Origin of the sequence: Streptomyces sp. NBC_01224 (assembly GCF_036002945.1) — a bacterium.
Classification (GTDB): domain Bacteria; phylum Actinomycetota; class Actinomycetes; order Streptomycetales; family Streptomycetaceae; genus Streptomyces.
Window position 1 is genome coordinate 4,349,187 of the sequence record NZ_CP108529.1, and the last position, 14,170, is coordinate 4,363,356.

The window sequence follows — 14,170 nt, forward strand, 5'->3', positions numbered from 1 at the left end:
GTCCCGGGTGGGTGCGCAGACGGGCCGACGGGCAGTCAGCCGCCGTTCCTCGGCGGGCCCTCGGGCCCTGGCGGGTAGCCGGGTCCCGGCGTGCCGTCGGCGTTCGGCGGGCCGGTCCGCCCGGGGCGTTTGCCTCCTGCGGCGAGTTCGAACTCGGCGCGCGGGTGTTCCAGCGAACCGAGGGAGACGATCTCGCGCTTGAAGAGCCCGGCGAGGGTCCATTCGGCAAGGACACGGGCCTTCCGGTTGAACGTCGGGACGCGGCTGAGGTGGTACGTACGGTGCATCAGCCAGGCTGGGTAGCCCCTGAGCTTACGACCGTAGACATGGGCGACGCCCTTGTGGAGACCGAGTGAGGCGACGGAGCCCGCGTAGCTGTGCCGGTACTCCTTGAGGGGTTCTCCGCTGATCGACGCGAGGACGTTCTCGGCGAGGACCTTGGCCTGGCGCACGGCGTGCTGGGCGTTGGGGGCGGTCTCCTTGCCGTTTTCCGCGGCGGTCAGGTCGGGTACGGCCGCGGCGTCCCCGGCGGCCCAGGCATGCTCGACCCCTTCGACGGTGAGTTCCGCCGTGCATGTGAGCCTGCCGCGCTCGTTGAGCGGCAGGTCGGTGGCGGCGAGGATCGGCGCGGGTTTGACGCCCGCGGTCCACACGAGGGTGCGGGTCGGGAAGCGGGAACCGTCGCTCAGGACGGCGATGCGGTCCTCGCAGGACTCCAGCCGGGTGTCGAGGCGTACGTCGATATTGCGGCCTCGCAGCTCCCGGATCGCGTAGGTGCCCATGGCGTCGCCGACCTCGGGAAGGATTCGGCCGGTCGCCTCCACGAGGATCCATTTCAGGTCCTCTGCCTTGATGTTGTGGTAGTACCGCGAGGTGTAGCGGGCCATGTCCTCCAGCTCGGCCAGGGCCTCGACGCCCGCATATCCGCCGCCGACGAAGACGAAGGTGAGGGCGGCGTCGCGGATGGCCGGGTCGCGGGTGGCAGAGGCGATGTCCATTTGCTCGATGACATGGTTGCGCAGGCCGATGGCCTCCTCGATGGTCTTGAAGCCGATGCCGTGGTCGGCGAGGCCGGGGACCGGGAGGGTGCGCGAGACGGAGCCTGGTGCGAGGACGAGTTCGTCGTACGGGATCTCGACGGCGCCGGTGCCGTCCTCCCCGGTGGCGAGGGTGGTGACGGTCGCCGTGCGTTTGGCGTGGTCGATGCGTTGTGCCTCACCGATCACGATCTTGCAGTGCGCCAGGATCCGGCGGAGCGGCACGACGACATGGCGCGGTGAGATCGAGCCGGCAGCCGCTTCGGGCAGAAATGGCTGATACGTCATATAAGGCTCGGGCGTGACGACGACGATCTCGGCCTCACCGTTTCTGAGTCTCTGCTTCAGCTTCCGCTGGAGACGCAGCGCTGTGTACATCCCGACGTAGCCGCCGCCGACGACGAGAACGCGCACACCCGGCGGGGGGCCGGGGGGTGTTCCCCCGGAATCTGAAGCCATCACCACCCCATGACGCAACGTGCTCAAGGGTTTGTCCACAGCCCCGGCAAATTGTGTGACCGGAGGTTCTGGACGGGCTGCTGCTGCCGATCGCGGCGACAACACGGAAGCTGCGCAGGTCAGGGGTTGGAGTGGGGGTCGCGGGCGGGGGTCGAATCAGTAACCAACCGGTCCTTGCTCCGATCGGGGGGCGCTCCGTGCGGAACTACCCCCTTCTGAATTGACCCGGGCTCAACTATGTTCGTATGTCGTCGGGGTGTCGGGTTGAGACCATGATCCACACTCTGACTAAACGGCGGGAAGTCTCCGGGGGGAGACGTCATAACCGGGGGAACAGTTATGCACATTCAGGATTCTCATTGGCAGACTGCTACGGCAGTTACGTCCCATTCGTCCGACGGAAACGGACGAAACGGAGCGGTGGGGACAGTGGACACGGTGGGTCCGGTCGCTGCAGCCGGAACAGCCGGCACGGCCGGAACAGCCGGGGCCGCCGGAGCGAACGGGCGCTCGGCTCCGCTCCGCGTGGACGCACAGCGCAATCTGGAGCATGTGCTGCGAGCCGCACGCGAGGTGTTCGGTGAGCTGGGATACGGGGCTCCGATGGAGGACGTGGCGCGTCGCGCCAAAGTCGGAGTCGGCACGGTGTACCGGCGGTTCCCGAGCAAGGACGTGCTGGTTCGGCGGATAGCCGAGGAGGAGACCTCCCGGCTGACGGACCAGGCGCGGACCGCGCTGGGCCAGGAGGAAGAGCCGTGGTCGGCGCTGTCGTGCTTCCTGCGAACGTCCGTGGCGTCGGGCGCAGGGCGGCTGCTGCCGCCGCAGGTGCTGCGGGTCGGGGTCGACGCCGACGACTCGAACGCGGTCGGGGAGCCGCAGGCCATAGCGGCCTCCGTACCGGACTCGGGTCCGGGCAGTGCTCGGGGCGAGACGCGGGTGCCTCAGCAGCGGCAGGGCGCGGGTCAGGCCGACCTCCGGCCGGCCGACGGGCCTTCCCTCACGGAGACCGGCATCGAGGACGACGACACGGGAGCCGGCGAACTGCTGGAGGTCGTCGGCCGGCTGGTGGACCGGGCACGGGCAGCCGGTGAGCTGCGCCGTGATGTGACGGTGGCGGATGTGCTGCTGGTCATCGCGACGGCGGCGCCTTCGCTGCCCGACGCGGATCAGCAGGCTGCGGCTTCGAGCCGACTGCTGGACATCCTGCTGGAGGGGCTGCGCTCTCGACCGGTCGCGTGAGAGGGGCTGCGCGGTAGCGGAGTGCGCGTGCGTGCCGGCGTGTGAGCGTGGTGCGCGTGCCGGCTCGGTGAGGTGGCGGCGTCGGCGTGTGAGCGCGGCGCGTTGGCGTGGTGACTGTGGCGGCGCGTGAGCACGGTGACGCCTGAGGGTGCTGGTGCGCGGGCGTGTTGTGCGTGGGTGCGCCGGCTCTCCGGGGCGGGTGGCTGGGGCGCGCCGTCGGATCGGACCGGGTGGCTGGGGCGCGGCGTCAGGTGCGATTGGCCTGGCGTGAATCCGCTGGGCGTTGAGCGGTGGGCGTGGCCCGTTCAGGCGGGTCCCGGTCGGCAGCCCATCGTCGCTCGTGGACCGCTCGTCCTCCCCTTCCGGCCTCCGCGTCCGTCCTCTCGACCGGGCCTGGACCGGGGCGTTCTCTGCCCGCCGACCGGCTGTCTGTGGCGCCGTCTCGGCTCTCCTCCGGTTCTTTGACCGACTCTCGAACGTCGCTCGAGTGGCTCTTGATCGGCGTTTCTCCCGCGCTTGATCGGCTCTTGTCGGTGGGGCTGCCGCCCTTGGCCTTGAACCCACCCGTGCAGAAAAAAACTCATTGAGCCTTCCCCGAATGAGTAGCCGCTAGTGCTCACATTCGGGAAAACGCCCCGGATGAGTGGTTGCAGGGGCTGAAGGTTCGGCGTGATTGCGCCATGTGGCACTCTTGCCCGGTGTTCGGGTCCGAAAGCGCATACGGGGGCTTCCGCGATGAGCGGTGACGGGCAGCAGGAAGAGTCGTTCGACGACGTTTCCGCCGCGGGTGGTGTGGCGGAGACCGGTGGGCTGACCTCCCGGCAGGTACCGAGTCAGGGCGGACCCGGGCGGTCGAGTGGTGAAGCCGAGGGCGGTACCGTCCTGCCCGGTCCGTGGCCGGGACCTGTCGAGGCCGGTGTCGCGGTGCCGATGCAGCGGGAAGGCGGCCGAACCACCGCCGCCGATGCCTCCGGCTCCGCTTTCTCCGACGCCGAGTTGATCAGGCAAATGCGGGACGGCGACGATCTCGCGTACGAGGAGCTGTTCCGGCGGCACTCGGACGCGGTGCGCCGCTACGCGCGGACCTGCTGCCGGGACGCGCACACCGCCGACGACCTGACGGCCGAGGTCTTCGCCCGCACACTGCAGGCGGTACGCAGAGGCAAGGGGCCGGAAGAGGCGGTACGGGCCTACCTCATGACGGCTGTCCGGCATGTCGGAGCCGCGTGGACCAAGACCGCGAAGCGGGAGCAATTGGTCGATGACTTCGCGGTGTTCGCCACCCAGGCATCCCAGTCCTCCCAGGTGTCGGACGCGGACACGCTCGACCTCGGTGCCGATGTGCTGGCGATGCACGAGGCCGAGCAGGCGATGGCGATGCGGGCGTTCCGCAGTCTGCCGGAGCGCTGGCAGGCGGTGCTGTGGCACACCACCGTCGAGGAGGAGTCGCCCAGCGATATCGCCCCGCTGTTCGGGCTGACCGCCAATGCCACGGCGGTGCTGGCCAGCCGGGCCCGCGAAGGGCTCAAGCAGGCCTACCTGCAGGCGCATGTGAGCCAGGCGCTCACCTCGGGCGGCGACTGTGCACGTTACGCCGACCGCCTCGGCGCGTATGCCCGGGGTGGACTCCGGATGCGCGCCGAGCGCGGGTTGCGGGGGCATCTGGACGAGTGTGCGAAGTGCCGGCTCGCCGCGGGCGAACTGGCCCATGTCAACGCCGGGATTCCTGCGCTGCTGCCGGTCGCGGTCATCGGCTGGTTCGCCGCCGGGTATGTGCTCAAGGCTGCCGGAATCGTCGCCGGTGGCGCGGCGGGAGCCACGGGCGCGGCTGCCGCCGCAGCGGTGACCGGTGGAAGCTCGTCCGGGAGCTCGGCCGGTGGTGCCGCGCTCTCGGAAGGGCTCGGTGCCCCGGCGAAGGCCGGTATCGCTGCGGCGGCTGCCGTGGCCGTGACGGCCGGACTGGCCTGGGCACTGGTCGGCAACGACCAGCCGGAGCCCGAGGTCGGACATGCGGCCAAGCCGGCTGCCGTGGCGCCCGCGGTGCCGACTCCCGCACCGCCGAGGCCGAAGCCGACACCGCCGAAGCCCGATGCGCCGGCACCGCCCGCACCGCCTGCCCCGTCCCCGACGCCGACACCGAAGCCAACGCCGACGCCTACTCCGACACCGACGCCCACCCCCAAGCCGACGCCGACGCCCACCCCCAAGCCCTCGACGCCTGCCACGTCGCAACCGCCCGCCCCGACCCCGACCCCGACCCCAACCCCGCCTCCGCCGCCGGCTCCGCCCGCGCCGACCCTCTACCGGGTCAGCGAACTGAGCTACTCGATGCTGGGTGACCACACCCGACCGGAGGTGGTGATCGGTGAGAGTAACTGGATCTGGCAGCGTTCCAACCTGTCGATCGGCGGCACGCAGTACACGCACGGGGTGACCGTCCACAGCAAGTCCTCGGTCACCATTCAGCTGAACCGGCAGTGCACTCGGTACGAGGCCATGGTCGGGGTCGACGACTTGACGATGGGGTTCGGCTCGGTGCGCTTCTCCGTCTTCAACGGTGACGGGACGCGGCTGTGGCAGTCCCCGGTGATGAACGGTAACGACCCTGCCGTACCCGTCGGGGTCGGTATCACCGGTCAGCAAAGGATCCGGCTCGTCGTCGAGCGGGAAAAACCGGGCGGCGGAGCGGCCCTCGCCGACTGGGCGGATTCGACCATCAGTTGTCGGTGAGGGGGCCCGGGAGTTCTGCGGTGATGCGGGTCAGGAGCTCGATGACGTCGTCGACCGTCAGCGTGCGGCCTGCGGCGCGCTCCGACTCGTACAGCTGAGGTCCCAGTTCCTCGCATGCCCGTCGCCCGGCCTCGTCCGCCTCGGCCTGTTGCGCCTTGGTTCTGAGGCCGGACAGGCGCCAGCCGTCGGCCGCCGCCAGGATCCGTACGGCAGCTCGGTGGCGGCCCACCTTCGGTAGCACGCTCGCCACAGCGTCCGCCAGATGTCCGGTGACGAGCTCGGCGCACTGGGCGTCCCGCGCCGCGCGGAGTGCGAGCGTCAGACCCCGTACCCCGGCCGCCGGGCCGCCCTCGGGGCCCGGCTCGTGCACGGCGATCCGGGCAGCCAGCCCTTCGACCACTGCGGTGAAGTGCGACGGCGGGCTGCCGCGTCCGGCCGAGGCCTCCGCCTCGGTGACCAGCCGTCGCGCCTTCGCGATCTCGCCGCGGTCCAGGGCCAGGGTGGCGCGCAGGAAGTGGGTGTAGGCGCGGGCGTCGTGCACCTGGTAGCGCTCCGCCTCGGTCTCCGACTCGGCCAGAGTCCGCTCGAAACCGGCCATGTCCCCGGTCCGGTAGTCGAGTTCGGCGAGGCGGGCGAGGAGAAACGGTCCCTCGGCGTGCGCCCCGACCTCGCGGGCGAGCAGCAACGCCTCCTCGTACGCCACGCGCGCCTCCTCGTACCGTCCGCGCACCATGCCGGCCTCCGCGGCGGCGCCCGCGACCTGCGCACGCAGCCAGCGGTCGCCGACGCGGCGGCTCAACTCGCGCAGCTCGGCGAGATCGTCGTCGACACCGGGCATGCCGCCGGGCATGTCGACGACCATGTGGGTACGGAACAACAGCGTGACGCCGTACTCCCAGCCGCCGCCGTGGATACGGGCGTTGGCGACCGCCATATCGATCATCTCGTGCGCTTCGGCGGTGGTGCGGCTCACGAACAAGGTGATCGGCCAGATCAGTCCCGGGAAACGGGCGGACTGCGGACCGGACGACCCGAACGCGTCGGCCACCCGGCCCATCAGGGCCCGGCGCCGGTCATCACCGCGGATGTCGTCGGCCGGGCCGCTCTCCGCGGCGAGGAAGTACCGCAGTACCTCCAGATGCATGCGCGGCCAGAAGCGAGGGTCGCTGCCGTCGTCCGGTTCCGGTCCGAGCGCCACGGCCCGCTCGGCCCAGGTGAGGCCCTCGGGACGGAAGTTCCGCAGAAACCAGAACCACCCCATACCGAGAACCAGGCGCACCGCGTCCGGTTCGGACGGGGTGGTGATGGAGCGGTGCAGGGCGGCCCGGATGTTGTCGAGGTCCGTCTCCAGGCGTGCGATCCAGGGGAGCTGGTCGCCGGAGCGAAGGCGGGGCTCGGCCTCCTCGACCAGTGCGACGAAGTACGCGGTGTGCGCGCTCGCGGCGGCGGCGCGGACGTCCGGGGTCTCGGCGGCGCGGTCGGTGGCGTACTCGTGGATGGTCTCCAGAAGGCGGTAGCGCATCTCGCCGGAGGCGGTCGGGGTGGCGACGACGAGGGACTTGTCGACGAGAGCGCCGATCAGGTCGGCGGTGGAGTGCCGGGCAAGGGCTTCGGTGCTCGGGGCCTCGGCGGCAGGGGTTGCCCCAGCCGTGGTCACGGCTTCTGCGGCGGGCAGGTCCCAGCCGCCCGCGAAGACGGAGACCTGCCGCAGAACCGTGCGTTCGTCCTCGTCGAGCAGGTCCCAGGACCAGTCGACGACGGCGCGCAGCGTCTGCTGACGCGGCAGTACGGTACGGGCTCCGCCGGTCAGCAGACGAAACCGGTCGTCGAGCCGGTCCGCGATCTGGCGCGGGCTGAGCAGCCGCAGCCGGGCAGCGGCGAGTTCGATGGCGAGCGGCTGCCCGTCGAGCCGCCGGCAGATCTCGGCGACGGCGTCCGGATCGTGTGCGGCCTCCTGCTCGGGGTCGAAGTCGGGACGTACGGCGCGGGCGCGCTCGGCGAACAGCCTGTGGGCGGGGTCGGCCGGGAGCGGGCCGACCGGGCGTACGCACTCGCCGGGGACGCCGAGGGGTTCGCGGCTGGTGGCGAGGATGCGCAGCTGCGGGCAGTGGGTGAGCAGGGTCTCGGCGAGGGCGGCGGCCGCGTCGATGACGTGTTCACAGTTGTCCAGAATGAGCAGGAAGGGGCGGATGCGGGAGCAGTGCGCCAGGTGCTCGACGAGAAGGTCGGTCGGGTCGGTGCGCAGCGGCTGCCCGTCGCGGTTGTTGTCCCGGAGAAGGGTCGTCTCACGCAGGCCGAGAGCGGAGAATACGGCTCCGGGAACGTCTACGGGGTCGTCCAAGGGGGCGAGTTCCGCGATCCAGGCGTCCGTGGGGCCCGGGACCGCCCGGCCTCCCTGGGCGGCGGCCTCCTCGGCGAGACGGGTCTTGCCGGAGCCGCCGGGGCCGGTGAGGGTGACCAGACGGGATCGGGTCAGATCGGCGCGGATGGAGCGCAGTTCGGGCTCACGGCCGACGAATGAGGTGAGCCGGGGGCGGAGGTTGCCTCGGCGGGGGGCGTGGTTCGGTGTGTCGGGTGAGCCTGATGCAGCCGGTGCGGCTGCTTCGGATGACGCCCCCGACGGAGGAGTGAGCAACTCCCGGTGGAGTGCAATCAGTTCCGGTCCGGGATCGGTGCCGAGGCGGTCGGCGAGGGCGCGGCGAGCGTCCTCGTAAGCGGCCAGCGCGTCGGCCTGGCGGCCATCGGCGCGCAGGGCGCGGATCAGCTGAACCCGGAAGCGTTCGTCGTACGGGTGGGCCGCGGTCAGCTCCTTGAGCTCCGGTACGAGGGTGCGCGGGCCGGCAGCAGGCCCCACTCCGACAGCGGCACCCGCCCCCGCACACCGCAGGTCGGCCTCGATGCGGCGTTCCAGCGCGGCCAGGCGGTGGGCCTCCGGGCGCAGGCCGTGGCCGTGGTCCCGGTCCGGCAGGTCGGCCAGGGCCGGGCCGCGCCACAGGGCGAGCGCGGTACGGAGCGTGCGGGCCGCCGTCACGGGGTCGCCCGCGTCGAGCTCGGCGGCCCCCTGCCGGGACAGCCGCTCGAACACATGCAGGTCGACCTCGTCGGGCGCGGCCTCCAGGCGGTAGCCGCCGTGGGTGCTCGTGATCGCATCCCTGCCCAGCACACGGCGCAGCCGGCCCACGAGGGCCTGGAGCGCGGCGGGAGCGTCGTACGGGGGATCGCCGGCCCATACGTCGTCGACGAGATCGGCGACGGGGACGGGCCGGCCCGTACGCAGGGCGAGGGCGGCGAGGAGGGCGCGCAGCCGCGTACCGCCCGTGGGCAGCGCACTGCCGTTCTCGTCTCGCGCCTCGGTGACGCCCAGGATCAGGTACCGCACCCGGCCATTCTGTCCCGTGGGGCGGCCGGAAGCGGGGGCCCACCGACAACGGCTGCTACAGCTACTGCGGCTACTACGGCGCCTATCGCCGCTATGGCTGCTATGGCCGCTATGGCTGCTATGGCTGCTATGGCTGCTATGGCTGCAGCGTCCGCCTCGTCGGGACGACTCCGCCCGCGACCGCACGCTGGCGGGGTGCCGCCGTGCCCGTCCAGCAGGTGCCGCGCCGCGAGACGAGGCGGCGGAGCCAGAGTTCCGTGGCCGCCAGGTGCGCCAGGCCGTCCAGCGGGAGCGGTTCGCCCTCCGAAGCCGCGCGCAGGGCCTTTCGTACGACACGGGCCTCGACCAGGCCCGCGTCGGCGAGCAGAGGTGCGTCGAAGAGGGCGATCAGGTCGGGGAGGGCAGCGCGCAGTCCGGTGCGGGCGGTCGCGTTCGAGGTGGCGAGGGAAGGGGCGCCCCAGCCGGGCGGCAGTTCGTGGATGCCTGCGCCCGCGAGCACCCGGCGCAGGACCGCGGCGCGGGCGCCCGGCTGGACCCGGAGCGATTCGGGGAGCGCGCGGGCGGCGCGTACGACCTGATTGTCGAGGAACGGGGCGTGCAGCCGCTGACTGCGGTTCTCCGCGGCCTGTTCCAGGATCCGGTGGTCGGCGGCGTACCGGGCGAGGGCGGCCCGGGCGCGGGCCTCGCCCGGGCGCTGGATGGAGGCGGGGCGGATCGCCGCCTCCTGCAGACGAACCGATACTTCGGCGAGCGCCTCCCCCGTGAGCCAGCGCGCTGCGGGTCCCGGCCGCGACCAGGCGAGGGCGGCGAGCGAGGCGTCGGCGGGGGTGTCGAGGTCGGGGGTGTGGCGGTTGGCGTCCGGCAGCCGGTCGGCCGCCGTTTCCAGGCCGGTGCGGTACGACGTACGGGACAGGCGGCGGGCCGCGCGGTAGACGGTCAGCGGGACGAAGAGGGAGTGCGCGGTCGGGCCCTCGGCCTTGGCGAGTGCGGCGACCGGACGCAGCAGATGGCGTCGGCCCCGGTCCATCAGCAGGTCGGCGAGGCGGGCCGGGTGGGCGTCGAGCACCTGCCGGGCGCCGCCGCCGACGAAGTGGTCGGCGCTGCCGGAGGCGAGGCGGCGGCGGTGGCGCTCGGCGACGACGAGGGACGGGGCGGGTTCATCGGTGAGCGGGCCGGCGCCCAGGTCGGCGTAGGGCAGGGCCTCTTCCCCGGCGGCGACGACGACATGGTGCAGGCGCGGGTTGGCGGCGATGACCCGGGCGCGTTCGAGTTCGTCCTCGTGTCCGTGTGCGGTGAGGTCGTTGAAGGTGACGGCGAGCAGCCGCTCCCCCGCCCCCGTACCGTGGCCGAGGAGGGTGCCGGGCAGGCCCGGCAGTCCGGCGGCGAGCAGGGCGAGGGTGGCGGAGGCGCTGCCTCCGGAGAGGTCTGCGCCGATGCCGGGTACGGGTGCGCCGCGGGCGGCGCGTCGTTCGGCGGGCCCCATGCCGGGGACCGGTCCGGGGTCGGGCGGCAGGGTTTCGGGTGCATGGCGCGGGGCGGTGAGCCTGGCGCGCACGGCTTCGACCAGTGCGTCGCGCACCCCGTCGACGGCGCTGACCGGGTCGAGTTGGGGCGCGGCGACGGCGAGGGAGGCCACCGCCTCGTACCCGGTGATCTCGCGCGAGCCCTCGCGGAGGATGAGTGCGTGCCCCGGCGGGATGCGCTTCACTCCCGCGTACGGGGTGCCGTCGCGCAGTGCCTCCGGTGTTTCGGGGCAGGCGAGCAGGGCAGCCAGGTGACCGATGTCCAGCTGGGCTTCGATGAGGTCGGCGAGCGGGAGTGCGGCAGTGGCGTACGCCGTACCGCCGGCCCAGGGTGTGTAAAAGACCGGGCGGGCTCCGGCGAGGTCCCCGATGACGGTGATCCGGCGGCCGACCTGGACGACGGTCGTGTAGCTGCCGGGCCAGGAGGTGAGATGGCGCAGGGCTCCGCCGCGGGCGGCGAGGAGGCCGGCGCGCAGCTGCTCGTCGGTGGCGCTGCAGCAGCCGAGGACGGCGAGCCGGGCGGTGGGCGCGCCTTCGGCGGTTTCGGCCGCGCTGATACGGATCTCGTCGGGGCGCCAGTCGCCGACGGCCCAGAGAGGATCGGGGTCTCCCCACAGGAGTTGGGATCCGACGGGGTGCATCGTGCGCCCCTCGTCGGCGGCGCCGACGGCACCGGCCGTGCCGAAGCTCGCGGCGATACTGCTCCACCCCACCAACCAACGCATCGCCGCCTCCACAGGCTGTGGACAAAACGGCGCAGCAGGAAAGTACCGGGAGAACTGCGTTAACGCGCGGCGCCGTTGCGAACATGCTGCCACGACGAAGGCGCGCAGGAGGGGCTACGGACGGCGCACGTCGGAAGCGCATGCGCCCCTGGCAAAGGCCGGACCGGGGCGGACGGCGGACGGTGTGGACGGACGGACGTCGGGGTGACAACCGGCGGCGGGTTTCCCGAGGGCCGACCGGCACGCGTCCCGCGCGAGGCGGCTGATGCGCCAACGGGCTTACGGCTCGGGCGTGTTGCGTTCCCCGTACGCGCGAGATCCACCAGCCGAAATCCAGCCACACCCCGAACCATCCGCGGACCGGTGGCGGACGACCTCCGAACGGTCGACGCGATGTCCGCGAATCGCTCGGCCCAACCTAGGGCGACCGACGACATTCAGCCATTCTCAGAGCACACTGCAACCCGACGACAGGGAACTCGACGCATCAGAAGTCCCTTTTCGCCCCACTCCATTCCCCGATTCTTCCCGAATCCCTCCCTGAATCCTCCGTCGGCCGCAGGAGATCGCCACCGGGACGGCGGGCAGCCCCGGCACACGCCCCGCACCCGGCCCCGTACCGCCGCCAACGCACAGTCCGGGAGGTGCTGTTCACCTCCCGGACCGGTCCGCCGCCTGCGGGGAATGAGGCGGCAGTGTCCCCCAGCCCACTGAGTCCAATGCAGTGGACCGACCCACGCAGCAACTATGGAAGCGCTTCCGAAACGGCCGTACGAGAGCGCACGGCCGGGCGCACGGCCACACACCAGGAGCACGTACAGGGCTCGGCGGGCGGTGTCGCCGCCACGTGCGAACGGTGCCTCCGGGAGCGCACGAACGGGGCGCCGAGCGGGGTCCCGAGCCGGGTCCGAGCCGGGTTCCGGGCCGCTGTGCGCGGCGACCGGAGCGGCACCGCGGTGGCGACCGGAGCGGCGCCGCGAAGCCGCTCGCATCCGCACGGACAACAATCCCGCCATACGGACGTCTGCCCCTTAACGGTAGGGATGCGGCGAACTACGCTGGGTTTACTGAGGTTCTCGGCAGGAGGCATATTCCTCGGGGCTCGGCCAAATGCGTGTGCGGCCGGAGTGCCGGGGTTCGTCCCTGGGGAGGACACGGTACGAATGCCGCGCGCCGCAACGGTGACGCGGCTGCCGTCTGTGTGTCGAGGGGTGGCGCATGTCCAGGGAGCAACGCGGACCGAACGAGAAGCTCGGAACCGTTCTCGCCCTCGCGGGAATCAGCAACGCCGGGCTGGCCCGGCGGGTCAACGACCTCGGGGCGCAGCGCGGTCTGACACTCCGGTACGACAAGACGTCGGTGGCCCGGTGGGTCTCCAAGGGCATGGTGCCGCAGGGCGCCGCGCCCCATCTCATCGCGGCGGCGATCGGCGCCAAACTCGGCCGGCCGGTCCCGCTGCACGAGATCGGGCTCGCGGACGCCGATCCGGCGCCGGAGGTCGGACTGGCCTTTCCGCGCGATGTGTCCGAGGCCGTCCGTTCGGCGACCGAGCTGTACCGGCTGGATCTGGCCGGGCGACGGGCGGGCAGCGGCGGGATCTGGCAGTCGCTGGCGGGTTCGTTCTCGGTGAGTGCGTACGCGACGCCCGCGTCCCGCTGGCTGATATCCCCCGCCGACCCGTCGGTGGCGCGCGACTCGACAGCCGCCGAGGCAGCCATCCTCGGCACCCAGGGCGCAAGGGGCGCACGCCCCGGTGCAGGGGCGCAGAGGGCGCCGGGTACGGCGGGCGCCACAGCGGGGCAGAGCGCGGAGGCGGAGTCCGGCGTGCCGGGCCTGGCAGGAACGGCGGGCACATCCGGCGCGGCGGGGGCCCTGGCCGCTCAGGCGACGACGGTAACCCCGGGGACACAGCGGACACCGTCCATCCCCGCCCAGCCGGGCCCGGAGACCGCGTCCACGCCCACCAGCGCGAACACGATCACGAGCGACATCTCCCCGCTGCGGGTCGGCCACAGCGATGTCTCCAAGCTGCGCGAGGCGGCCCAGGACGCCCGCCGCTGGGATTCCAAGTACGGTGGCGGGGACTGGCGTTCCTCCATGGTCCCCGAGTGCTTACGCGTGGATGCCGCGCCACTGCTGCTCGGTTCGTACAGCGACGAGGTGGGCCGGGCGCTCTTCGGCGCAGCGGCCGAACTGACCAGACTCGCCGGGTGGATGGCCTTCGACACCGGCCAGCAGGAGGCCGCGCAGCGCTACTACATCCAGGCACTGCGGCTCGCGCGGGCCGCGGCCGACGTACCTCTCGGCGGCTATGTGCTCGCCTCGATGTCACTGCAGGCGACCTACCGCGGCTTCGCCGACGAGGGGGTCGACCTCGCGCAGGCCGCCGTCGAACGCAACCGGGGGCTCGCCACGGCCCGCACCATGAGCTTCTTCCGCCTGGTGGAGGCGCGCGCCCATGCGAAGGCGAGTGACGCACCGGCCGCGGGGGCGGCGCTGAAGGCCGCCGAGGGCTGGCTGGAGCGTTCCAGGGACGGCGATGCGGACCCCTCCTGGCTGGGCTTCTACTCGTACGACAGGTTCGCGGCCGATGCCGCGGAGTGCCACCTCGATCTGAAGGCGCCCCGGCAGGTGCGGCGCTTCACCGAGCAGGCCCTGTCCAGGCCCACCGAGGAATTCGTCCGCTCGCACGGACTGCGGCTCGTGGTGTCGGCGGTGGCCGAGCTGGAGTCGGGGAATCTGGACGCGGCCTGCGCGGCGGGCACCCGGGCGGTGGAGGTGGCGGGCCGCATCTCCTCGGCGCGGACCACGGAGTACGTACGGGATCTGCTGCACCGGCTCGAACCGTACGGGCACGAGCCGCGCGTCGCCGAGCTGCGCGAAAGGGCCCGGCCGCTGCTGGTGGCGCCCGCGTAGCCGGGACCGCGCGGGACGGATCCGCGCACCTCCTCACCGTGTCGCCATGACGTCCTTGCGGCATACAAACAGTGTCCGGACGGCGTCCTGGCGGCATCCGGCCGCCGCCAGGCGTAAGGATTCGGCGCCACGCTGGGCTTCGCTGGTTTGAATGCGATGTCA

The 14,170-nt window shown here is 72.2% G+C and carries 6 protein-coding genes; 3 read left to right on the forward strand and 3 right to left on the reverse strand.

The window, feature by feature from the left end; all coding sequences use genetic code 11:
• Nucleotides 1–35 precede the first annotated feature (35 nt).
• The gene (locus OG609_RS19265) at nucleotides 36–1,496 is read right to left on the reverse strand and encodes an NAD(P)/FAD-dependent oxidoreductase (protein WP_327273957.1); all 1,461 of its coding nucleotides are present in this window, start codon (nucleotides 1,494–1,496) and stop codon (nucleotides 36–38) included.
• 339 nt (nucleotides 1,497–1,835) lie between these two features.
• Here OG609_RS19265 and OG609_RS19270 point away from each other — a divergent pair, with 339 nt between their 5' ends.
• Nucleotides 1,836–2,735, forward strand: a complete 900-nt coding sequence (locus OG609_RS19270; RefSeq protein ID WP_327273958.1) for a TetR/AcrR family transcriptional regulator — start codon at nucleotides 1,836–1,838, stop codon at nucleotides 2,733–2,735.
• 735 nt (nucleotides 2,736–3,470) lie between these two features.
• Nucleotides 3,471–5,465 carry a sigma-70 family RNA polymerase sigma factor gene (locus OG609_RS19275; RefSeq protein ID WP_327273959.1) on the forward strand — a complete coding sequence of 665 codons (1,995 nt, stop codon included), beginning with the start codon at nucleotides 3,471–3,473 and terminating at the stop codon, nucleotides 5,463–5,465.
• On the opposite strand, the gene OG609_RS19280 is transcribed toward OG609_RS19275, so the two are convergent.
• Nucleotides 5,452–8,844 (reverse strand): ATP-binding protein, encoded by a 3,393-nt coding sequence (locus OG609_RS19280; RefSeq protein ID WP_327273960.1) that lies wholly within the window; start codon nucleotides 8,842–8,844, stop codon nucleotides 5,452–5,454. The genes OG609_RS19275 and OG609_RS19280 overlap by 14 nt on opposite strands.
• Before the next feature lie 136 nt (nucleotides 8,845–8,980).
• Nucleotides 8,981–11,092 carry an asparagine synthase-related protein gene (locus OG609_RS19285; RefSeq protein WP_327273961.1) on the reverse strand — a complete coding sequence of 704 codons (2,112 nt, stop codon included), beginning with the start codon at nucleotides 11,090–11,092 and terminating at the stop codon, nucleotides 8,981–8,983.
• A gap of 1,218 nt (nucleotides 11,093–12,310) precedes the next feature.
• On the opposite strand from OG609_RS19285, the gene OG609_RS19290 reads away from it, so the two are divergent.
• Nucleotides 12,311–14,008: a sporulation protein gene (locus OG609_RS19290; protein WP_327273962.1), complete on the forward strand. Its 1,698-nt coding sequence runs from the start codon at nucleotides 12,311–12,313 to the stop codon at nucleotides 14,006–14,008.
• Nucleotides 14,009–14,170: the final 162 nt, after the last annotated feature.

Excerpts from the sequence above, each read along its gene's own strand:
- OG609_RS19265 (WP_327273957.1), bottom strand. The coding sequence starts at position 1,496 with ATGGCTTCAGATTCCGGGGGAACACCCCCCGGCCCCCCGCCGGGTGTG.
- OG609_RS19270 (WP_327273958.1), top strand. The coding sequence starts at position 1,836 with ATGCACATTCAGGATTCTCATTGGCAGACTGCTACGGCAGTTACGTCC.
- OG609_RS19275 (WP_327273959.1), top strand. The coding sequence starts at position 3,471 with ATGAGCGGTGACGGGCAGCAGGAAGAGTCGTTCGACGACGTTTCCGCC.
- OG609_RS19285 (WP_327273961.1), bottom strand. The coding sequence starts at position 11,092 with ATGCGTTGGTTGGTGGGGTGGAGCAGTATCGCCGCGAGCTTCGGCACG.
- OG609_RS19290 (WP_327273962.1), top strand. The coding sequence starts at position 12,311 with ATGTCCAGGGAGCAACGCGGACCGAACGAGAAGCTCGGAACCGTTCTC.